The organism is Rhizobacter sp. P2_G4, from assembly GCF_056403575.1.
Window position 1 is genome coordinate 67,092 of sequence record NZ_JBFUFG010000006.1, and the last position, 23,182, is coordinate 90,273.

Annotated in this window: 13 protein-coding genes; 4 read left to right on the forward strand and 9 right to left on the reverse strand. The window is 66.6% G+C overall.

Annotation, left to right across the window (positions count from 1 at the left end):
* Positions 1–39: 39 nt before the first annotated feature.
* The 9 genes from sctQ to AC1DYS_RS21300 all read right to left on the reverse strand — a co-directional run bounded on the left by sctQ (position 40) and on the right by AC1DYS_RS21300 (position 14,160).
* Positions 40–1,119, reverse strand: a complete 1,080-nt coding sequence (sctQ, locus tag AC1DYS_RS21260; RefSeq protein WP_477902832.1) for a type III secretion system cytoplasmic ring protein SctQ — start codon at positions 1,117–1,119, stop codon at positions 40–42.
* On the reverse strand, positions 1,116–1,817 hold the full coding sequence (locus AC1DYS_RS21265) for a type III secretion HpaP family protein (RefSeq protein WP_477902834.1): 702 nt from the start codon (positions 1,815–1,817) through the stop codon (positions 1,116–1,118). The genes sctQ and AC1DYS_RS21265 overlap by 4 nt, the downstream gene beginning before the upstream one ends.
* Before the next feature lie 27 nt (positions 1,818–1,844).
* Positions 1,845–3,899: a type III secretion system export apparatus subunit SctV gene (sctV, locus tag AC1DYS_RS21270; RefSeq protein WP_477902836.1), complete on the reverse strand. Its 2,055-nt coding sequence runs from the start codon at positions 3,897–3,899 to the stop codon at positions 1,845–1,847.
* Positions 3,900–4,076: 177 nt separating this feature from the next.
* On the reverse strand, positions 4,077–6,467 hold the full coding sequence (locus tag AC1DYS_RS21275) for a type III secretion system effector protein (protein WP_477902838.1): 2,391 nt from the start codon (positions 6,465–6,467) through the stop codon (positions 4,077–4,079).
* Between the two features lie 147 nt (positions 6,468–6,614).
* Positions 6,615–9,239, reverse strand: a complete 2,625-nt coding sequence (locus AC1DYS_RS21280; RefSeq protein WP_477902840.1) for a TonB-dependent siderophore receptor — start codon at positions 9,237–9,239, stop codon at positions 6,615–6,617.
* Between the two features lie 230 nt (positions 9,240–9,469).
* A complete protein-coding gene (locus tag AC1DYS_RS21285) occupies positions 9,470–11,908 on the reverse strand; it encodes a TonB-dependent siderophore receptor (RefSeq protein ID WP_477902842.1) in 2,439 nt (812 codons plus the stop codon).
* 300 nt (positions 11,909–12,208) lie between these two features.
* A complete protein-coding gene (gene sctU / locus AC1DYS_RS21290) occupies positions 12,209–13,276 on the reverse strand; it encodes a type III secretion system export apparatus subunit SctU (RefSeq protein ID WP_477902844.1) in 1,068 nt (355 codons plus the stop codon).
* Positions 13,277–13,300: 24 nt separating this feature from the next.
* A complete protein-coding gene (locus AC1DYS_RS21295; protein ID WP_477902846.1) occupies positions 13,301–13,927 on the reverse strand; it encodes a GNAT family N-acetyltransferase in 627 nt (208 codons plus the stop codon).
* Between the two features lie 5 nt (positions 13,928–13,932).
* The gene (locus tag AC1DYS_RS21300; protein WP_477902848.1) at positions 13,933–14,160 is read right to left on the reverse strand and encodes a hypothetical protein; all 228 of its coding nucleotides are present in this window, start codon (positions 14,158–14,160) and stop codon (positions 13,933–13,935) included.
* Positions 14,161–14,474: 314 nt separating this feature from the next.
* Between AC1DYS_RS21300 and AC1DYS_RS21305 the strand changes: the two genes are divergently transcribed.
* The 4 genes from AC1DYS_RS21305 to AC1DYS_RS21320 all read left to right on the forward strand — a co-directional run bounded on the left by AC1DYS_RS21305 (position 14,475) and on the right by AC1DYS_RS21320 (position 23,108).
* Positions 14,475–15,941, forward strand: a complete 1,467-nt coding sequence (locus AC1DYS_RS21305; protein WP_477902850.1) for a pectate lyase — start codon at positions 14,475–14,477, stop codon at positions 15,939–15,941.
* Positions 15,942–15,959: 18 nt separating this feature from the next.
* On the forward strand, positions 15,960–17,282 hold the full coding sequence (locus AC1DYS_RS21310; RefSeq protein WP_477902852.1) for a pectate lyase: 1,323 nt from the start codon (positions 15,960–15,962) through the stop codon (positions 17,280–17,282).
* A 233-nt stretch (positions 17,283–17,515) separates the two neighbouring features.
* Complete coding sequence (locus AC1DYS_RS21315; RefSeq protein ID WP_477902854.1) at positions 17,516–19,555, forward strand: beta strand repeat-containing protein; 2,040 nt, start codon at positions 17,516–17,518, stop codon at positions 19,553–19,555.
* Between the two features lie 178 nt (positions 19,556–19,733).
* The gene (locus AC1DYS_RS21320; RefSeq protein WP_477902856.1) at positions 19,734–23,108 is read left to right on the forward strand and encodes a PAS domain-containing protein; all 3,375 of its coding nucleotides are present in this window, start codon (positions 19,734–19,736) and stop codon (positions 23,106–23,108) included.
* The last annotated feature ends 74 nt before the right edge of the window (positions 23,109–23,182 follow it).

The window sequence follows — 23,182 nt, forward strand, 5'->3', positions numbered from 1 at the left end:
CCAGGAACAGCGAGATCGGATCGGCACTTGGCAAGGGCATCATGATGCTTCTCCTCTCGCTTGCTCTTGCGTGGCCTTGCCCGCAGCGAGGCCCATGCGCCGGATGCGCACGCCGAGCTGGTCGCCGATCGCCACCAGTTGGCCGATGCCCAGCGTCTGGCCATGGCAGACGAGGCGCACGCTGGCGTCCAGCAGGGCCACATCGAGCTCGATCACCGAGCCTTCGCCCAAGGCCGCGAGTTCGCCCAAGCTGACACGTGCGCTGTCGATCTCGAACGCGACGGGCACCTGCAGGTCGGCCAGCCCGTCGGTGTCGAGCGGCGCGCCGTGGCGCGACGAGGCCGCGTCTTCATCGACGAGGCGCGGCGCCGCGGTGACGTGCACCCGGGATTGTTCGACGTCGACGTCAGCGTGTGCTTGCATGGTGATTCCCAATCCGAACGAGAGAGAGGCGCGCCAGCGTGTGCCGGCGCGCTGTGTGGGGCTGCACAGAACGAGATCCCCGGGAGCGATGTCGCGCAACCGTTGCGAACTCAGGCGCCGCTCGAAAAGCCGCAGGCGTGTGGGCACCTGCAGGGCACGAAGTGGTTCGAGATCGGAGGCGACGCCCTGGCGCAGTTGCGTCTCCAGGTGCGTGGCCAGCGTGGTGTCCAGGCGCACGAGCGCCAGGTCACCACGGCCCGACGCCATGGCGGGCACGTCGCAGGTCGTCACCGCTTGCGGTGCGTAACGGCGCACGGCGCGCACCTCGACACCGGGCAGCACGCCGGTCAAGCGTGCGAGCAGTGGGGCGAGCAGCGCGGCGGTCACGTCGCGGGCCAGGTCGGTGTCGGGCAACTCGGTGGCCATCTGCAAGCCAGGCCACAGTTGCGGATCAAGCGCCACGTCGGCGCTGCCGTAGGCGCTGTTGAGGTCGATCGACAGGCGCTCGGTGCGTGGCCGGCCGCCGAATACGCGGCTCGGTGGTTGGTTCAGCACGCGGGCCAGCCAGGGCGCGAAGCGGCGATCGAAGCCGACGCGTGCGGCGCGGGCCACCGACGGCAGCATCGACGGCAGGCGTGGCGCGATGCTCGTCACGCGCACTGCAGGCCTGGGCTTCACCGACTCCTCAACTTTCATATGACCTCGATGTCGATCCCGTGAGGCAAGTTCGCCATGTGCTCGAGCTGTGACTGCAGCCTCGGCCGATGCAAGGAGATTAGGCGGGCCGCCCGCTGCGACTGCGTGGCGAAGCGAAGCGACAGCCAGTGGGGCGAAAGGTGCAGCCGCAGCTCGGTGTCCGGCAGCACTTGCGGGTCCATGGGCACGGTGACAGTCCAGGTCACGAAGGCCGGGTCGGCGCGGGTGCACAGCCCGGCAATCATCTTGGCCATCTGATCAGGCCAGGCGTCTTCTGCGGTGGTGAGGGCAGCACCGGTGCCGAGTGCGTCAGCGTCGTCGACGCGGTCAGGCTCCTCCTCTTCCGCAGAGAACGCGGGTGATGTGGCCTGCAGCGGTGCGGCGCGAAGAACGGCCTGCGGGTCTTTGGCAGAACGGGTGGGCGCGGTGCCGGCGCGCTGCGGCGTGTCGCGTGCTCGCCCGCCGAGTGCAGAGCCTGTCGTCGATGCGCTGCCAGCAGACGACTCTCGCGGCGCGGCGGGCGAAGAACTCGGCGCGGTGATGCTGCCGCGGCGCAGCGGCGCGCTCAGCGTGCGGCGAAAGCGATCGGCCGACTGCGCCATCGCCACGTGGTTGTCGCTTTGCGACTGCGGTGCCAACTGCGCGAGTTCCGACACCGCCAGGAAGCGGATCGGCCGGCGAGCATCGGTGCGAGACATGGAGGCCCGGCGTCAACGCGTGGCTCGTCAGGCGCTCACGCGGCCGATGGGCCGAAGCTCGACGAGGCTGCCCAGTTCCTGGAAGGAGTAGACGCGCAGCCAGTCCAGTCGCGCCTCGATCATCTTGCGCACGTAACGGCGGATGTCCATCGAGGTGACGAGCGCCACACCCTGCGATGCATCGCCCGCGATCTCGGCGATGCGCTCCGTGAGCGCCATGGCGTTCTCGGGCGGCATGGCGAGGTAGTTGCCGGCAGGCGTCGGCTTGATGCATTGGCGAATGGCCTGCTCGATGCCCGGGTCGAGCAGGATCGCGGACAGGTGGCCTTGCCCTGCCGACGCCTCGAAGGCCAGGTAGCGGCCGAGGTCTCCGCGTACGTATTCGGTCAGCAGCAGCATGTCTTTTTCTTTTGGGCCCCAGACGATCAGGCTCTCGAAGATGCTGCGCACGTTGCGGATCGGCACCTGTTCTTCCAGCAGTCGCCGCAGCACCTCGGCGATGCGCTGCAGCGGCAGGATCTTCTGCACTTCTGCCACCAGCCCGGGGTACTCGGGCGCCACCCGGTCGATCACCCACTGCACCTCTTGCACGCCCATGAACATGTGGGCATGGCGGCGCAGCACGCCGAACACCTGCGCGGCAATCACCTGCTCCAGGTCGAGGCAGCGCGCGGCGCGTTCGGCCTCCGGCACGGCGGAAAGAGGCAGCCACAGCGATTGCTCCTGGCCGAGCAGCGGGCCATGGCGCTGTGCATTCGCGGCGAGAGGTGACGATGTGTCGGTCAGCAACAGCAAACGGCCGGGCACCGCCACCTGGCTCACCGGGACGTCGTTGAGCAGCACGTCGAAGCGGTGTTCCGTCAGGTCTGACGACACCCACATCGCGGCACCTGGGAAGGGCAGCCCGAGATGCGCCTGCAGCTTGTGGCGCTCGCGTTCGAGTGCATCGTCCAGGCGGTCGGCCTCGAGCAGCCCGCCCAGCGGGCGAGACATGCGGATCGCCAGGGGCTTGGCGAAGTGCGGCGGGTTCTGCAGGATGGCCGGTGCCTCACCCTTGCCGCCCTCGCGGTGCAGCGCACTGATCGGCTTGGAGATGGCGCTGGCTTCTTCCTTGCGCTGGCGCTTGCCGAGCATGTACGCTGCGCCGGCCAGCGCCGCTGCCAAGCCGATGAATTGCAGCGTCGGAAAACCCGGAACCGCGGCGAAGGCCAGTGTCAGGGCGCCTGCGAGGTACATCGCGCGCGGGGTGCGCGTCAGCTGCGCGCTGATCTCCTGGCCCAGCGATCGCGGCTTCTTTTCGTGTTCATCGGCCACGCGGGTGATCAGCACGCCCGCCGCCACGCAGATGAAGAGCGAAGGGATCTGCGAGACCATGGCGTCGCCGATGGAGAGCACGGCGAAGCGGTTCGAGGCTTCGCCGGCCGTCATGCCGTGGTAGAGCACGCCAACGACGATGCCGGCGAGCAGGTTCACCATCGTGATGATCAGGCCGGCGATCGTGTCGCCCTTGACGAACTTCATGGCGCCGTCCATGCCGCCGTGCATCTGGCTTTCCATCGCCAGCATCGCGCGCTTGCGTTTGGCTTCGTCGCCGGTCATCAGGCCGGCGCGCAAGTCGGCATCGATGCTCATCTGCTTGCCGGGCATCGCATCGAGCGTGAAACGGGCGCCGACCTCGGCCACGCGCTCCGAGCCTTTGGAGATCACGATGAACTGCACCACCGTGATGATGATGAAGACCACGATGCCCACGACCAGGTTGCCGCCCACCACCAGGTTGCCGAAGGCCTCGATCACATGGCCCGCGTCGGCGTGCAGCAAGATGGCCTTGGTGGAGGCGATGTTCAGCGACAAGCGGAACAGCGTGGTGAACAGCAGCAGCGACGGAAACGAAGACAGCGCCACGGCGTTCGGAATGAACAGCGTCGTCATCAGCAGCAGCACGCTGACCGCCATGTTCAAGGCCAGCAGCGAATCGATGACCAGCGTGGGCAGCGGCAGGATCATCAAGGCGACGATGGACACGACCAGCGCCGCCATCGTCAGGTCATTGCCGAGGGTGGCGTTGAAGCGGAATGCCATGGGGTCTCCAGGAGTGCAGCGGGCGGCCCGATGGCCGGCTACCGCCTCGAAGCGTTCAATCTAGGGGGCCGGGGCGAGCAGCGCAGCGCCCATGCGAAGGCCGGCTTGCTTGAACGAAGCGCCCGTGCTGCTTGCGGTGTGCCGTTCATGGGGCGCGCCTTGGCGCCCCGCCTGCGATCACGCCGACTTGCCGTCGTCGACCATGGGTGCCTTGCCTTTGTCCGAGGCCGAGGCGGGCTGATCTCGCACGGGTTGTTCCTGGCCTGCCGAGGATGACTCCACGTGATCGCCCTTTTTCGGGGACAGGGACTCCATGTCGATGGCGACGTGCCCGGCTCCGGCCGGAGTGGCGTGGCCAGGGTGCAGCTGCTGAGCCGCTTCGTCCAGGCTCATCACGTGTGCCGTGTTTTCGGGCAGCGGTACGGAGCCGAAATGCCCCTGAACGGCTTTTGCCAACTGCAGCGTGGCGCCAGTGGAGTCTTGGCCCAGCTTCTCGTTCATGTCGCGGCTCGCCTTTTCGCCGCTTCGTTGAGCGAAGTATTCGATTGCACCGCCCCCCACGCCGCGCTTGAACTGTGTCCATGCGCTGATGTTGGCGTCCGACTCCCGCCGGTTGTTCTTTACGGAGATGGCTGTGTGCTGGTTCTTGGCTCCCACGAAGGCCATGCCGCCCGACAAGACGGCAATCCCCGCCGTTTGTCCGGTCGGCGCGTTCCTCGTGCCTCCGCTGGCGGCCGAGACCACCTTGCCGATGACCGAGGAGGCCGCACTTCCCAGTACTCCCAGGTGAAACGCCTGGCCGGCGCGCTGGATGGTCTGTGAAGAAAACTCCTTCATGGTGTACTTGGCCTTCACGTCTTGCAGCAGTTGCTGCGACAGCACGGACTTGTCAGACGCGATCAACAAGGTTTCGGCCATGCCGCCGGAACTCAGCTCCGAGAGCTTTCCGTCCTTGAGTTTGGCCGCGTCTGCCGACAGCGAGTCATGAAGACTTTGGAGGGTGGCCCTGGCCTCTGTAGACAGCGGCTTTGAAGGTGTATCCGCAGGAGGATTGAGCTGGCTGTCGATGGTCTTGATCTGCCTTCCCAACTCTGCCGAGACATGCTTCACGAGGGATTGCTCCCGCGATTGGGTGAAGCCGCGCAGTTTCTTGGCGTCGATGTCCCCACCATCGACCGGCTCGCCGCGCGCGAGTTTCTCCTTGCCGCCGTCGGTGAAGAGATCGCCGTACAGCAGGTTCAGCTTGTTGTTGTATTCCTGCTTCGCTTTTTCGTCGAAGCCGGCCGCTACGTGTTGACCAACCGTCATGACCACTGCGGCAACGGTCTGCATGGTCGGCGACAGTACTTTCGCGGCCAGGCCGGCTGCGGCCGTCGCCACGGCGGCGGGCCCAGGCGCCGGCGCGCTGGCTGGTGACTGGGCTTCCGACGGCGACGGACCGGTCTTGCTCACGAGGCCTGTCAGTCCAGCGACGGGCGCGCGCAAGGTTCGCGGAATGGCCTGCCACTTGTTGCCGCTCCATTGCCGCTCGTGCGCGCCTTGAGTCATGAGGAAATTGCGTTGCGTCTCGTGCAGCTTTGCTTCGGCGTTGAGCAGCCGCTCTCCTTGTTGCCGGAGCTCCTGCAGGTCATTGGGAGGGAGTGCCTCGAGCAGGGGTATGAGGGTGGCCTCGGTGTGGTCGTCGGCGCGAGCGAGGCCGAGCCGGCTCAGCGTGTTGCTCACTTCGCTGTGCAAGGCGCTGAACTGATCCACCTGCTGCTGAAGGTCCTTCGACAATTCGGGAAGCCAATGCTTGTCGTTGATGCTGGCCTTGCTATTGGCGATGACCGGGCCACCATGTTCGCGGATCGACTCACCGAGTGCTACCACCGCTGACTGCTGGAAGGCATTCGCCGCCGGGGTGGCCAGCATGGTCGCGATGCCGAGTCCGGTACCTGCCCAAGGAGTGCCTGCGGCGAGGGTGACAAAGGGCGCTGCGATGTACTGAACGGCATTGGTGGCGAAGCTGCCGGTCGGGTTGGGCAACCCGGAAAGAAGGGCGGAGCGGCGCAGTGCGCTCACGTCCTGATCACTCAGCCCTTGGGCGCTGTACCACTGTTTGACGTGGTCATCCGAGATGCCTTTCATCAGGTCCGCATTGGTCGCGGCGGCGGCTGGGCTCCCGCTGGAATGTGCGCCCGGTCCCGTGAGCCGCAAGCTGTTGACCAGCTGCGCCGCCACGTCGGTATTCACCTCACGATTCGTAGCCGTTTCGATCTTGGACTGCAACCGTTCCAAGGTGGCCGTTCGCTCGGTCCGGCTCACGTTCTCGACGACCGTCAACTCCCGGCTCACAGGCGATGTCGTCCCGATCTCTTCAACGCTGCCTGTCTCGTTGTTCTTCGGCACACTGCTCATGCGACGAGTCGGCGAGCCCGAAGACTCGGGGATCGGGTTGCTCTGGGACTTCAATCCCGGCAGGCTGCTGTCCGGTGATTTCGTCGGGGGCGGCGAAGATGCACCCTCGTCGTGGATGTGCACGGTGTGTTCGTGCAAAGAGGACGTGCTGGCGGTGTCGATGCGGGTCATGTCGGTGTCCTTTTGAGTGGCACCGAAATAGTGCCCAGGACTGAGCTACCGCATCGTCCTTGGCATGAAATGATGTTTATTGGTGCGAAGTTCGGTCGGGTCCTCGACGATGACGGCGGCGTTCGCGACGGGTCGCGCCGGTCGCACTCAGAACGCTAAAGTGGTCGCGATGCAGAAGCTACGTCGAGGCTCCAGCGGTATGGAGCCGGGCTCGGACTGGGGACCGTACAGCTGGCGGTCGAACAGGTTCTCGACCGAGAGGCGCAGTGACCAGCGCTCGGTCGCTCGCGTCCACGACAGGTCGAGCTGTGCGCCGCCGGGCAGGCTGAGCTGCCCTGGGTCCATGGCCGGATACGGTGCCAAGACCCAGCTGGACGAGTAGGCGCGAAACGAGATGCCCACGCTGTCGAGCGCCGGCTCGGCACCTGGCAGCCGATAGCGCGCCAACAGGTACATCGAGCGTTTGGGGACACCCGCCGCCGGCAATTCGACGCCCTGCTGCGGCGCAGAGTCAGGCCCCGGAACGACGTCTCGGGTGCGAATGAAGTTCAGGCCGAGGTGCATGTCCAGCGCGGGCGAGACGCGCCCCGACAACTCGGCCTCCACCCCGTTGGACGATCGGCCCGGGAGCGTGAAGAGGCCGGTGTCGGGCAGTTCGGCGGAGCTTTGCAGCGTGGTCAGCTGGCGCAGGCGGAAGGCTTCCAAGGTCAACGCCAACCTGCGGTCCAGCAGCTCCAGCTTCGTGCCCGCTTGCGTCTGGCGCAGCTTGCGCAGCGGTGCGGCGGTACCGTCATAGAGCAGGTAGTCGGTGCCCCGGAGATCGACCTCGGCGGAATACTGCGTGCCGGCATAGACCGACACCGTGGGCGTGATCTGGTACAGCAAGCCGGCATCCCAGTTCGTGACCTTCGGCTCCTGCGTTTCCAGACCGTAGTAGGAGTTGGTCTCCGATGACCGGCTGCGCTGCGCAGCCAGGCGGGCGATCCAGTTGCCCAGGTGGATCTGGTCCTGCAGCAGCATGGAGCGCTTGTGTACCCGCACGGCCGTGGGTTCGCTGTCTTCGTAGTACGCCGCCGGCAAGGGAGTGGTTCCGGGTTCGAAGGCGTGCGGATCGACATCCCAGCTCGCAGATCCCAGATCGCTCTGCGCGTGTCCGCGGTCCAGATCAACTGCCATCAGGAGCTTGTGCTTCAGTGGCCCCGTGGTCACGTCGCCGAGCAACCCCCATTGCATGCCCAGACTGCGTGCGACGGTCCGGTCGCTCACTCGGTCGACGCCGGCTGCTTCGTCCCCGTCGGTCCAGTAGAAGTGGCGGCGATAGTCGCTGTCCACGCGCTCGTGGCGGCCTTTCCATGTCATGCGCCATTGCGCCGACAGCTGCCAGCTGAGGTCGAGCTCGACGTCGGTGGAGTGCCAGCGCCGCCCATCCGTGGCGTCGATCGCGCCGAAGTGGCTCGGCTGCACAGGCGAGTAGGTGCCGTCCGCGAGCTCCATGCCGCCTCGGCTGTTCGGGGCGGGTGCCAGGCGTTGGTTGTCGGCTTGCAAGGTGAGCGTTGCCTTGAAGTCTGCGCCGCGGTAGCCGAACACGCTGAGCAGGCCGTCGGCGTATTGCGCGTCGTAGCCACCGTCGGTGCGGCCCGTGTGGCTGCTGTACGCCATGGCGCGCCAATAGGTTCGTGGTGCCAGTTCGCCGGCGGCATCGAGGTCGGTGCGCAGCGTGCCGCCGTTGCGAGAGCTGAACCCTTGCTTGACCTCTGCGAAGGCCTGTGTCTCGATCGACCTGCGCACGAGATTGACGACGCCGCCGCGCCCGCCGAACTCGGCCGCGCCGCCGATGGCGCCGCTTGGGCCCTTGAGCACTTCGATGCGTTCGATGAAGGCGTTGTCGATGGACAGCCCGCTGCGCGTGGTTCGCATGCCCGACAGCAAATACTGCGCAGGGAGGCCGCGCACCATCAGCAAGGGCGTCATTCCCTCGCCCACGTCGGTGACGCCGGCCACGTGGTGCAACGCGTCCGTCGTGGTGGCGTTGAGGCCTTGCAGGTCCAACGCGTCCCGGGTGATCACAGACACGGATTGCGGCAGCTCCGAGAGAGGCGTGTCGCTGCGCGTGGCCGTCGAGGAGGTCGACGCTCTCAACCCGTCTGTGTGGGATGCCTCGGCCGAGGCGAGAACGAGCACCGCGTCCAGTTCGTAGACGGGCGTGTCCTGCGGTGCTTCTCGCTGCGTGTCTTCGGTGGGCGGTGGCGTCTCGCGTGCCACAGAGGTTGGCTGTTCGGTCGTCGTTTTTGCCGCCGGCTTCGCGGCAAGGTGTGGCTGCACTGTCACTGCGCCGTTCGGCGTCACGTCGATCGAGAGGCCGCTTGCACTGAGCGCCTGCATGAAGGCCTGCATGGGCGTGAACTCGCCTTGCACCGGCGCAGCCGCCACGCCTTCGACGAGGCTCGGGTTGAACGACACGATGGTGCCGCACTGCTTGCCGATCTCGATCAGCGCGTTGCCCAGTGGCCCGCCCGGGACGTTGAACGCGATGGGTTGCTGCGCCATGAGGGCGAGAGCCGGTGGCGGACACGATGCGCAAAGAGCGGCGACCACGGCCATCTTTGCGAGCGCTTTGTGCAGGCCCGCCGGCAAGCAGATGGCGGCGATGTCCGCCAGCTCGTGTGCGTCGACGATCGCATCACGCCATGCATTGATCTGGCGGCGCGGCGGCAGGGCATCGGTGGTCAAGACCTCGGGCATGGCATGCCCGTCTTGCGTTGCAGTGTTCATGGCTTCGCTGCAGGGGATCAAGGTCGGCATCGCTGGGAAGAAGCTGTTTCCCACACCACGGCCGACTCGGTGCACAGCGTAGGAGTTCAGCCCGACCAAGTTCTCTCGCAACGATGATCATTCGATGACGCAGTCATCACGCTCTGCCCAAGATGCAGCGATTCGTGAATGAATCATGACCAAGCCGAGGTGCGGCCAGCCGGTGCTCTTGACCGGCCGCGCGTGGCGCTTCAATTCATGAAGCTGGCGGTGACGCCGAGGTTGCGTCGAGGCTGCAGCGGTATGTAGCCCGGCGCCGACTGCGTTCCGTAGAGCTGGCGGTCGAACACGTTCTCGACCGAGACGCCCAGCGACCAGCCGTCTGCCGCGCGCAGCCATGACAGGTCGAGCTGTGCACCGCCCGGCAGGCGCAGCTGCGCCGGACCGACAGACGGATTCGGCGGAACGGCCCAGCTTGAAGAGTAGGCGCGGAACGCGAGACCCACGCTGTAGCGGGACGGTTCTGTGCTGGAGAACCGATAGCGGCTCAGCAGGTACACGGAGCGCGCTGGGACACCCGTTGCCGGTACCTCGATGGCTTGCGGCGCCTCGGACTCAGAGCCCGGCACCACCTCATGCGCACGAATGAAGTTCAGGCCGAGGTTCATGTCGAGCGCGGGTGTGACCCGACCCGACAGCTCGGCCTCCATCCCATTGGCGGAACGGCCGGGAATGCTGAACACGCCGTTGCCAGTCAGTTGCGAGGAGGTTTGCAGCGTGTCGAGCTGCCGCAGCCGAAAGGCTTCGAGCGTCAGGGCCAGTCGCCGCTCCAGCAGTTCGAGCTTGGTGCCGGCTTGCGTCTGGCGCAGCTTGCGCAAAGGTGCTTCGGTGCCGTTGAAGAGTTGAAGGTCTGCGGACCGGCCGTCGACCTCGGCAGAGGACTGCGTACCGGCATACACCGAGGCCGCCGGCGTGATCTGGTACAGCAGGCCGGCGTCCCAGTTCGTGACTCTGGGTCCCTGCCGGGGAACGATGTCGTAATACTCGGGCGACTCGGCTCGTTGAGCCGCGAGCCGGGCGATCCAGTTGCCCAAGCGGATCTGGTCCTGCAGCAGCACGGCCCGGTTGCGTTCGCGCTTGTCGCGCGTGGTCAGGGTTTGCGCGTCGCCGGTGTCCGGCGTCGCGGGCAAGGGTGTGGTTCCGGGTTGGTAAGTGGCTGGGTCGACGGCCCAGCTTGCGAACCCGTCACCGAACTGCGAGCGCCAGCGCGAGAGATCGAATGCCACCAGGAGCTTGTGCTTGACCGGCCCCGTGGCAACGTCGCCGACCAGCCCCCATTGCATGCCGGCGCCGCTTGCGTCGGTCTGGTGGCGATGCAGATCGACGCCTGCCGCCGTCTCGTCTCCGACGATCCAATAGCGGTGGTGGTTCAGGTCGCTGACCAACTTTTCCTGTCGGCCCTTCCATGTCATGCGCCATTGCGAAGACAGCTGCCAGCTGAGGTCGAGCTCGATGTCACTGGAGCGCCAGCGCAGACCGTCTTTTGCATCGACTGCGTCCACATCGCCCGGTGCGACCGGGGTGAAGCCGTTGCTGCTGGGCATGCCGCCCCGGCTGGTGCGTGCCGGCGCGATGCGTTGGTTGTCGGCTTGCAGCGTGAGCGTTGCCTTGAAGTCTGTGCCGCGGTAGCCCAGCACGCCGAGCAGGCCACCGGCGTGCTGAGCGTCATAGCCGCCGTCGGTCTGGCCGCTGCGGCTTGCGTAAGCCACGGTGCGCCAGTACGTGCGGGAGGCGAGCTCGCCTGCAGCGTCGAGGTCCGGGCGCAGCGTGCCGCCGTCGCGAGAGCTGAGTCCCTGCTTGAGCTCCACATAGGACTGTGTCTCAATCGACTTGCGTACCAGGTTGACCACGCCGCCGCGTCCGCCGAAGTCAGCCGTGCCGCCGATCACACCGCTGGGTCCCTTGAGCACTTCGATGCGATCGACGAACGCGTTGTCGATCGACAAGCCGCTGCGCAGCGTGCGCATGCCCGACAGCGAGTACTGTGCGGGAAGGCCGCGCACCATCAGCGACGGCACCAACCCCTGCCCCGAATCGTTGACGTGCGCGGTGACGCCCGTGACGTAGCGCAAGGCATCCGTTGTCGTGGCGTTGGGGCCTTGCAGGTCGAGCGCGTCGCGCGTCACCACCGAGACGGCCTGCGAGAGTTCCGACAGCGGCGTGTCCGTGCGCGTGGCCGTGGAGGCGGTCGACCCTCTCAGGCCGTCGTCCTGGGAGCCGGCCGATGCGACCACCAGCACCGGGTCCAGCGTGTAGCGCGGCGGGTCTTCGGTGGGAAAGGGCTCGTGCATGAGCTGGGCAGATTGCGCCGCGTTGGCTTTCATCACCGGCTTCGCGAGGATCGGGAACACGGTCACCGTGCCGTTCGGTGTCACGTCGATCGACAGGCCGCTCAAGCCGAGCACCTGCATGAAGGCCTGCATGGGTGTGAACTCGCCCTGCACGGGTGCGGCGGTCTGCCCGTCGACCAGGCTGGGGTTGAACGACACCATGGTGCCGCTGCGCTTGCCGATCTCGATCAGCGCGTTGCCGAGCGGCCCGCCCGGGATGTTGAAGGCGATGGGCTCCTGACCCATGGCCGCACGCGCCGCCGGTGCAAACGACGCACACAGCGCGGCGATGAGTGTCATCTTCGCAAGCGCTCGGTGCAGGCCGAGCGGGAATCGCTCGCACGCAACCTGAGGCAGGGCATTGGGCACAACAAGCCCGGCTGGATATGCGGTGTTCATGGTTGGGCAGCAGTGAGTCAAGGCTGGCACGGCAGGGAGAGGGGCGGCCTCCACAGCCGGCCCGTTCAACACAGCGTACGAGGGCGCCTTGTTTCACATCTGACCCAAATATGATGATTCCTTGACGAACCGATCACGGCGCAAAATTTGCCGACTCGCCGGTGCCAGAACGCGGCCGGCCTCAGTCCGGAGCGGGTGCGGTCAACGGCCGGTGTTCTCTGCGGGCGACAGCGTCTTCAGGTAGCCCACCCAGCGCAGCACGCCGGCCACGGCCTCGAACAGTTCCTCGGGCACCGGGTCGTCCACGTTGAGTTTGTGCAGTGCGCGCGCCAGCGGCGGGTTGCCGACGATGGGCACGCGAGACTGCTCGGCGATCGCGCGGATGCGCATGGCTTCGGCGTCCATGCCTTTGGCCACGATGATGGGCAGCGGCGTTTCGCCGGGCTCGTAGCGCAGCGCAACGGCGTAGTGCGTCGGGTTGGTGACGACCACCGAGGCGCCCGGCACGCGCTTCTCGGGCGGCGAGGTGGCCATCTCGCGTGCGAGCTGCTTGCGCTGGCCCTTGAGTTGCGGGTCGCCGTCGCTCTCCTTGTGCTCGCGCTTGATCTCGTCCTTCGACATCTTCTGGTCACGCTTGAACAGCCAGATCTGCAAGCCGAAGTCCACCGGCCCGATGACGATGAACACGACGCAACCGGCCGCCAGCAACTTGAGCATCGACTTCCACGCAAGCACGCCGACGCCGGCCGGGTCGAAATAAGTGGCACCGACCAGCAGCGGGATCAGGCCGACGATCAGCTCCCACAGCACCGCGCCGAGCGCCACCGCCTTGGCGAGCATCTTCAGGAAGTCGATGATCGAGCGCACCGAGAACATCTTCTTCAAGCCCGATGCCGGGTTGAGCTTGTCGAAGTTCGGCGACAGCGGCTCGAACGAAAGGTTGAAGCCGACCTGGCCGAAAGACGCCACGAACCCGATCGCCACCGATGTCGCCACCAGCGGCAAGATGGCGATGAAGCCGGCTTTCAGCAGCTCCGTCATCACGGCGAAAAGTTCGGAATCGCTCTTCACGAGCACGCCTTGCCGCAAGGCGAGCTGCATCGAGTTCGACAGCTGGTCGAACATGGAGTCGCCGGTCACGATCAGGCAGATCAGCAAGCCCACAAGGCTGGCCGCCGCGTTGACGTCCTGGCTCTTCGCGTTCTGGCCTTTCTTGCGCGCGTCGTCGAGCTTCTTCTGTGTTGGCTCTTCGGTCTTTTCGCCGGACATCTCAGGTTCCCGTGGCCCTCGGGCTCAGGCCGTCAGGTCCAGCCCGAGGATCAGCATGTCGAGGCTGCAGCCTTCGGCCCACACGACGCCGGGCAGTGAGCCCCAGGCTGCAAAGCCATGGCTGCGGAACAAGCCGCGGCTCGCATCGTTGTCGTGCCAGATGTAGGCCATGAGCCGGTCGATGTGCCAGCGCGGCGCTTCGCGCATCGCATGGCGCAGCAGCGCGCTGCCGATGCCCTGGCCGCACCGGCCGCCCGCAACGTACACGGCCACCTCGGCCGCATAGCCGCAGGCCGGGCGGTCCGAGAAGCCGAGCAGGCTCAACCAGCCGACGGTGTCTCCATTCACCGTGGCGACCCACAATGGGCGGCCAAGGCGGCGGTGCTGCTCCATCCACGGCACGAGCGCGCCCTCGTTGAAAGGGGCGAGCCGGCTGGCCGCCAGCCGCCGGCCATGCACTCGGGCCTCGCCGTCCGGCTCCGCAGGCGCGGCCTGGGGCAGCGAGTCGTTGTAGATGCGCGTGATGGCCGTGACGTCGTCGCTGATCGCGGGGCGGATCGAGACCGCTGTGGCGGGTGCCAGTCCGCCGCGCGTTGCTGCGGATGCGGTGTCCGCGGGGCCGGCAGGCAGCAGCAGTTCGTGGTTGCTCATGGCGTTCATGGGGCGAGGCTTGAATGGCTGGAAGCCTGGGTGAGCGTGTGCGCATGCCATGCCGGCGGTGCGCTCAGCAGCGCTGCGCGCCGCTGTGGTTGCACGCTCAAGATGGACACCTCGCCCTGGGTGATGAACACCTCGAGCAAGGCACCGAGCGAGTTGGCGGCCGTGAGGCGAACCATTCCTTGCTCTCCCGTGGATCGGACGAACTGGGCGACGAACGTCTGCATGGATTTCCTCCTGGGGCAATGAGGCCAATCTATGCAGCACGAACGCAGCGAGCGGGTGGATCTGCGAAGCCGTCCACCGCGTCGCGAAGAACGCGCAGCGCGGCGTTGCCGATGGGCCCAGGTGCACGGCGCATCGCACGAACGGCATCTCGGCCTGCCTGCTTCGTTATGTGGCGTGCGGCTTCGCCGATGCAACGCTGCCGCTGCAGGGGCTCTCCTAGGCTGCTATGCGAAGGAGTCCCGGGCGCCGGCGCAGTCGGTCCTGTTCATCGGAACCATCCTCGATGGTGGTTTCACCCACAAGGAGAGCACACATGTCCATTCAATCCATTGACGCAATCTCGAGGCCGGGGTCGATCGACCGCTGGCAATACGCCAACAGCTTCTCGAACATGCCGCCGCAGATGTCATCGCCGATGTCGTCACAACTCGGGCCTCTGATGCAGCAGATGATGATGCTGATGCAGATGGTGCTCGGGGCGGCGCAAAGCCTGGGCGGTGACGCAGGAGGCGATCCCTATGGGGGCGGCGGCGCGAACCCCTACGGTGGCGGAGGCGCGAACCCTTACGGCGGTGGCGGTGCGGACCCGTTTGGAGGTGGCGGTTCCAATCCATACGGCGGCAGTGGTGGCATGAACCCGTACGGTGGTGGCGGCGGCATGAACCCCTACGGCGGCGCTGGCGGCATGAACCCGTACGCCGGCAATGGCGGCACGAGCCCTTTCGGTGGAATCGGCGGCGCGGACCCGACACAAGGCCTCAACGGCGCAAACGGGTCCAACCCGTTGTCGGCCCTGATGGCGAGCTTGACCGAGCTCTTCAATGCGCTTGCGCCGCTGTTGCAGGCACTGAGCCAGAACAACGCCCTGAAACCCAACGATGCGGCCAATGACCTGGCCAACAAGCTGGGCGGTGCGGGTGGCGCCGGTGGCGGTGGCAACAGTGGGAGCGGTGGCGGCAGTGGGGGTGGCAGCGGCGGCGGAGGCGGAGGCAGTGCGGGCACCGGTGGCAGTGGGCATGCTGGTGGCAGCGGCCATGCCGGCGGCAGCGGCGGTTCGGGCGGCAAACACTCCGGCACCACCGCGGCACCGCCACCTGGCGGCACACACGCGTCGCCCCCACCGTCATCGAGCAGCCCGGTCGGTTCCGTCAAGCCCACGGAGATTCCGCCGGCCAAGGGCACCGTCGTCGTCAACGAGCCCATCGTCATCAAGGCCGGTCAGACTTTCGACGGTGGCGGCAAGCTCTACCAGGCGGGCCCCGCGCTCGGCGATGGCGGGCAGAGCGAGACGCAGAAGCCGGTGTTCATTCTCGAGCCGGGTGCGACGCTGCAGAACGTCCAGGTTGCAGGCGGCGACGGCGTGCACACCAAGGGCGACGCGACACTGAAAGACGTGTGGTGGAAGGACGTCGGCGAAGACGCGATGACGATGAAGGGCCCCGGCAACGTCAAGGTCATCGGCGGTGGTGCCTACAACGCGACCGACAAGATCTTCCAGATCAATGCCGGTGGGTCGTTGTCCATCGACGGCTTCACTGCCGACACCTTCGGCAAGGCGGTGCGCACCAACGGCGGCAAGGACTTCCCGATCACCATCGACGTCCGGAACTCGGTGTTCCGCAATGGTGACGAGGCTGTCGTGCGCACCGACGCAAGCCAGGCGAAGGTGAACCTGGAGAACGTGACGGTCGACAACGTGCCCAACGACGTTCTGACTTCTTCGTCCTCTACCGAGGTGACCGGCGCCCAGACCCCTGGGCACAAGGCCTATACCGGCTGATTTCTTCGAGAACCCCCCATGTCCATCACTGCAATCGACGGCGTCTCATCGGCGCGCCCCGCCAACAAGGCCTACGAGCTCTACGCCGCCAGCCTGGCGGAACAGCCCTCACCAACTCAGGATTTCAACTCGCCCTTTCAACAGATGATGGCGATGCTGATGCAAAACTTGCTCGGCGGTGCCGGGCAGGGCACAGGCAACGGGAGCGGCTACGGCAACAGCTACGGCAATGGCTACGGGCAGCCGGGTGAAATCGGCGGCACGCCGGGCCTGGGGGCACCTTCGTTCAACGGCATGGGCAACGGCAATGCGCTCCAAGGCCTGCTGAGCAGCTTGCAAGAGCTGCTGCAGGCCCTGGCGCCGCTGCTGCAGGCCTTGGGCGGCAATGGCATGCAACCCAACGGCCCGGCCGCCGATGTAGGCTCCAAGCTGGACGGCAGCGCAGGCGGGGGCGGCGGCATGCCTTGGGACCAAGCGCCCGCCCCCGCACCCGATCCGGCGCCTGTGCCTCCGCCCCCACCACCGCCGCCTGTACCAGCACCAGCACCATCAAGCAGTGCTCCGCCCAGCAGCGCACCGTCTGGCAGCGCGCCTTCATCGAGCACCCCGGTGTCGGCCAGCAGCCGCCCAGGGCCCGTGTTGCCGCCGCATGCGGGCGAGGTCGAGGTGAACAAGCCCATCATCGTGGGGCCGGGCGAAACCTTCGACGGCAAGAACCAGCTCTTCCGCGCGGGACGGGGGCTCAACGGCGGCGGCACGGCCGAGTCGCAGGACCCGATGTTCATCGTGGCGCCTGGCGGGACGATCAAGAACGTGCAGTTCGACGGGCGCAACGGAGGGCAACTCCTGGGCGATGGCATCCACCTGATGGGTGACGCCAAGGTGGACAACGTCCACGCCGTGCACGGCGGACCTGACGACATGATCACGATCGACGGTCCTGGAAACAGGGCGCGCGACGCCCAGCTGGCCGGCCTCGACGCGAAATCCATCCCGTCCGGGCCTGCTGCTGTGGAGATCACGAATTCTTCGTTCCGCCACTCGCACGACAAAGCGATCCAGATCAACGGCGATGCGAACCTGAAGATGAAGGGCATCTACGCCGATGACGTGGGCCAGCTCGCGGTCACCTTGGGCGGCAAGCCGATCACGGCGCATGTGTCGATCGAAGACTCCACCCTCAATGGCGTGCGCTCGCACACCTTCCGCTTCGACTCGCGCAACTCGACCCTCGACATCAGGAACGTCGACACCGACAACGGCCGCATCCAGGTGATGGCAGGTGACCCGAGCAAGGTGAGCGGCGCCACGACGGTGATGGCTTCGACCGATCCGGCCTGAACGCGTGCGAACGCCAAGGTCACGTTCGATAACGTGGAGCTGAACAACGTGAACTTCGATGCACGCGGGCCGCGCGGCATGGAAGTGATCGGCGGCGAGAAAGTGGGCAGGTTGTAAAGATTTCGTGCTGCAAGCATCGAGATGCGCGCGGCGATCGCAAAGTCGGGTGATCGCTGCGCCGATGTGAAGCACACTGGCGGCCCTTCAGCAGCGATTCCCTCGAACAGACCGACATGCCGCAAGAAATCTTTTCCCAGCGCCGCCGCCTTTTGTTGACGGCGGCATGCGCCGGTTTCGTGTCCGCCTGCGGCAGCGATGGCGGCACCGATGCATCCACCGATTCGGCCGCAGCGCGCAGTTCGGCCACCGACATCACCGCGGCCATCCTGGCCAACCTCGACGTCACGCTGGCCGGCGATTCGATCATCCGCCTGCCTGCAGGAACCACCACCTACACCGGCGTCATCTCGGGCAAGGGAACGCTGATCCTGGCGGCGCAGGGCGGCACCGGCAGCCCGAGCACGCTCGTGATCACGAAGACCAGCACCTTCACGCTGCCCGACGCGCTGCAGGTGCAGACCGTCACCAAGACGACCTACGCCGGCATGGGCTATGCGCTCAGCATCACCGGCAGCAACCCACCGGTGCTCACCATCGACCCCAGCGTCACGCTGCAGATCGGCACCAACACCAGCGCCGACAACAACCCCAACATCATCGCCACGTCGGACAGCAAGAACACGGCGAGCTTGATCAATGGCGAGATCAACCTCAACAACATCCTCAACAACGGCACCATCGCGCTGAGCAGCGCTCAGTTCATCCTGCTCGGCGAGATCAGCGGCAGCGGCTCCATCAAGCAGCTGGCTGACGTGTGGGGCGGCAACTCGATGCGCGGCGTTAACCCGTTCTCGGGTGTCCTGTCTCTGGCTCCAGGGCAAGACTTCGGCAGCAACCATGTGGCGGCTTCGCTGCCCAACGCGAAGGCGGTGCTCAACGAAGGGTCGTGGCTCGTCTGGAGCCCGCCGGCCAGCGTGGTCACCGTCACACAGAACATCTACGAAGCGTCGTTCGGCAACGACATCAACTTTCACCCGATCGGCAACTCGACCATCGTGATGTCCGGTGTCTACAGCCACACCGACAACAGCCCGCACAACAGCCCCAACCTGGTCAACCCCGGCTTGAGCGATCCGGGCCTGAACCTCGCCAAGGTGATCTACCGGGGCGGCGCGAATGACGTCAACGGCAACGACGGCAGCTACCGCGGCGTCAACATCGAAGCCGGGGGCACCGTGCAGTGGGGCGACGGCACGCACAGCCGATTCTTCCTGCCGTCGGCACCATCACCGGCCGAAGTGGACCCGGCTGCGGGCAAGAAGAACGCTTACATCAACCTGCACCGCGGCGGCACGCTGGCCTTCAACTACAACGGCCCGGTCACCTTGAACGTCGGCATCACCGGCGGCGGCGGTGGGCCGAACCGCACCGGCAGCACCGGCTTGGGCAACGTCGCGATCGTGTCCACCGCGGGCAACGACGTCACCTTCGCGCAGCCGCAAAACTACAACGGCACCACGACCATCGGCGCCAACGCCATCTTGCGCCTGGGCACCGGCGTGCCGGTGCCGCTGAACTACATCACCGTCAACGCGACCAACAACACCAAGACGACGGTGCGGCAAGCGACCTACAGCGGCGACGCCAGCCTGTTGACCGCCGAGTCTGCCAACGGCGTGTCGACGAACGCGATCGTCAACAACGGCCAGCTGATCGTGCAGAACACGTCGACGGCCATCACCCTGTCGCAGATCAGCGGCGCGGGTTCCTTCAGGCACGACGGCGCGGCCACCACCACGCTGCTGAACAACACCTACAGCGGCGGTACGGCGATCAACGCCGGCACCGTGCTGGCGAGCAGCGCCAATGCGTTCGGCACCGGCCGGGTCACCAGCAGCGCGGGCCTCGCGCTGACGGCTGCACAGCATGAGCTGGCGCTGGGCGGCTTCACGCAAGGTGCGGGTGGCGCGCTCACGCTGGCCATCGGCGGCACGAGCGCGGGTGTCGACCACGACCACCTGACGATCACGGGCACCGCCGTGCTGGGCGGCAAGCTCACGCTCAATTTCACGGGCAGCTATGCGGCCGGGCAGAAGTTCGTGCTGGTCAATGCCACGGGCGGCATCACCGGCGCGTTCAGCTCGGTCGTCAGCAACGGCGCATCGGTGGTGAGCGGCCAAGACGGAACGAGCTTCTACGTGACTGTGCAATAGCGTGGTTGCTGGCTGAGGGTGATCTCGCCCTTGCGCTGGCGCGGCAATTGACTAAAGATGGTGCCCACTTGCAAAGCGCATGGGCGGCCACCACGGATGCGCCCTGAACAGGGGAGAAGGGTGGATGTCATTGCGTTGGCGGATCGCAAAGGCTGCGCTTCGGTGGCCTGACCTGCGATTGCGTACCCGCTTGGCGGCATTGCTGGTGGCGGCATCTCTGCTGCCGCTGGCGCTTTCCGCCTTTCTCGACATCCGGCAATCGCAAGCCCAGTTGCTCGACAGCACGAAGAGCCTGCTGCGCTCTGGTGCCGAGCAGATCGCCCGAGAACTCGACGAATTCCATCGGGGCCGACTGCAGACGGTCGAGCGCATCGCGCGCTTTCCCGAGACCAACGCGTTCTGTCAGGCCGACGCCGCGCACCGTGCCGAAACGGCCCAGGCTCTCTTCGGTTTTCTGTCGACATTCCCGGCCAGCGATTCGGGCATCAGCGGTGCGGCGCTGCTTGATCGCAGCGGGCGTGTCGTGGTCGCGACGAACCCGGCGATGAACGGCTCCGACCTGTCGTTTCGCCCCTATGTGCAGGGCGCGCTGGCAGGTGCGACCTCGCTGTCGGGCATCTACCTCACGGTGGCGAAAGGCGGCGAGTCGCCGTCGATCGCCTACGGTGCCCCGATGCGCGGGCCCGATGGGCAGGTCGCTTGCGTGGCCATCCTGCTGGTGCGTGCCACGGCGATCTGGGAACGCATTCGCGCGTCGCATGGCATCGCCGGCCCGGGCAGCTACGCGGCGCTGTTCGACAACCAGGGCGTTCGCATCGCCCACAGCTACAGCGACGAGAGCGTGTTCCACCCGGCCGGGCGGCTGGATCCGGCGGTGGTCAACAAGATGGTGGCGGAGCAGCGCTTCGGCGCGCGCACGCGTGCGCTGCTCGAAGATGTGCGCGCTTTCCCCGAGCAGTTCCAGCGCGCCCGCTCCGATGTGCTCGACCGAGAGATCTTTCTCGGCTTCGCGCCCGTCAACCAGACGATGAACTATGGCGTCGGGCGCCGCTTCGAGACGGCGCCGTGGACGCTCTTCTACATGGTGCCCGAGGCCAACGTGCAGGCGCAGATCTCTCGCCACACGTGGCTGCAGATTGCGCTGGCGCTGGCCATCATGGGGGTGGCCTCGGCCATCGGCCTGCTGTTCGCGCGCAGTATCGTGCGGCCCGTGGCTGCACTCAGCGCAGCCACCTCGTCGATCGCGGCGGGTGACTTGTCGGCACGCGTGAGCGATGTCGGCGAGGGCGAGCTGGGTCAGCTTGCCGGCAGCTTCAACACCATGGCCGCGCGCATCCAGGAGCAGTCGCGTGACCTGCAGAGCTCGCGCGATGAACTCGAACAGCGCGTCACCGAGCGCACCGCCGAGCTTGCGCGCAGCACCGAGCAGCTGCGCGCCGAGATGGTCGAGCGGCGGCGCGCCGAGGCCGCGATCCGCGAAAGCCAGGAGCTGCTGCAGGCCGTCATCGACAACACGGCGGCCGTGATCTTCGTGAAAGATCTGCAGGGCCGCTACCTGATGGTCAACCGCCGCTACTGCGAGCTGTTCCAAGTGAAGGAGGCAGACGTCGTCGGCAAGAGCGACCTGGAACTTCACACCGCCGAACAGGCCGCTGCCGCACGTGCAGTGGACATGCGCGTGGCCGCCGCACAGGCGCCGGTGGTCACCGAGGAGACGGTGCTGCTCGATGGCGACCCGCGCACCTACCTCTCGGTCAAGTGCCCGCTGCGCGATGCCGGAGGCCAGGTGCACGGCGTGTTCGGCATCTCCACCGACATCAGTGACCGCAAGAACGCCGAGCTGCGTCTGCAAGCGCAGCTCGAACGGATGGAGCTGCTCGATCAGATCACCAGTGCGATCGGCGAGCGGCAAGACCTTCAAAGCATCTACCAGGTGGCGATCCGCAGCCTCGAAGAGCGCCTGCCGGTGGACTTCAGCTGCGTCTGCCGCTACGACCCGATGGACAACCAGCTGACCGTCACGCGTGTCGGCGTGCACAGTGCGGCGCTCGCGCTCGAACTGGCGATGCCCGAGAACGCCACGGTGCCGATCGACGAGAACGGCCTCTCGCGCTGCGTGCGCGGCCACCTCGTCTACGAAGCCGATCTGGCGGAGGTGCCGTTCCCGTTCCCGCAGCGCCTGCTGAAGGGCGGCTTGCATTCGCTGGTGGCGGCGCCGTTGCAGTCGGAGAGCCGTGTCTTCGGCGTGCTGATCGCGGCACGCCGCAAACCCGATTCGTTCAACAGCGGCGAATGTGAGTTCCTGCGCCAGCTCAGCGCGCACGTCGCACTCGCGGCCAAGCAGGCCGAGCTGCATGCATCGCTGCAGCGCGCCTACGACGACCTGCGGCAGACCCAGCAAAGCGTGATGCAGCAGGAGCGCCTGCGCGCGCTCGGCGAGATGGCCAGCGGCATCGCCCATGACATCAACAACGCAATCTCGCCGATCACGCTCTACACAGAGAACCTGCTCGAGCGCGAACCGAACCTGAGCGCGCGCGGGCGCGAGCAGTTGCAGACCATCGCGATGGCGATCGACGACGTGGCGGCCACGGTGGCGCGCATGCGCGACTTCTACCGCCAGCGCGAGGCGCAGACCGCGCTGAACCCGGTGCAGCTGAACGAGATCGTCGGCAACGTGGTCGAGCTCACGCGTGCCCGCTGGCACGACATGCCGCAGCAACGTGGCGTGGTGGTTCAGCTCGACATTGATCTCGCCGCCAGGCTGCCCGACGTTCTGGGCGCCGAGTCCGAGCTGCGCGAGGCGCTCATCAATCTCGTGTTCAACGCGGTCGACGCGATGCCGGCAGGCGGCACGCTGACGCTGCGCACGCGTCGCCCAGCCGCAGACGGTCAGCCGGTGTTGCTCGAGGTCGCCGACACCGGCGTCGGCATGGACGAGCCAACCCGCCGCCGCTGCCTGGAGCCCTTCTTCACCACCAAAGGCGAGCGCGGCACCGGCCTCGGGCTGGCGATGGTCTATGGCGTCGTGCAGCGCCACGGTGCCGACATCGAGATCGACAGCGCGGTCGGGCAGGGCACGACGATCCGCATCGCCTTGCCGCCCGTGTCGGGCGCTGTGCAGCCGCGCGTTGTATCGCCTCCGGTGGCTGCCCCCACGGCGTCGCTGCACGTGCTTCTCGTCGACGACGACCCGATCATGCTCAAGACGCTCAGCGACACCTTGGGGTTGGACGGCCACACCGTCACTGTCGCCTCGGGTGGGCAGGCCGGCATCGATGCGGTGCTGGCCGCGCGCAGTGCAGGGCGCGGCTTCGATGCCGTGATCACCGACCTGGGCATGCCTTACGTCGATGGGCGCCGCGTCGCCGCGGCCGTGAAGGAGGTCGACTCCGCAACGCCGGTGATCATGCTCACCGGCTGGGGCCAACGGCTGGCTGCCGACGGCGACATTCCGGCACACGTCGACCAGATGCTCGCCAAGCCGCCCAAGCTGCAAGACTTGCGCGCGGCGCTCGCACACGCGACCCGGCCTCAACCCGAAGACTCGTGATCGCACCGGCACTGGGCCTGTCGATCAAGCGGCTCCGCGCGTTCGGTTTGGATTGAGCGCAGGGCATCGCCATG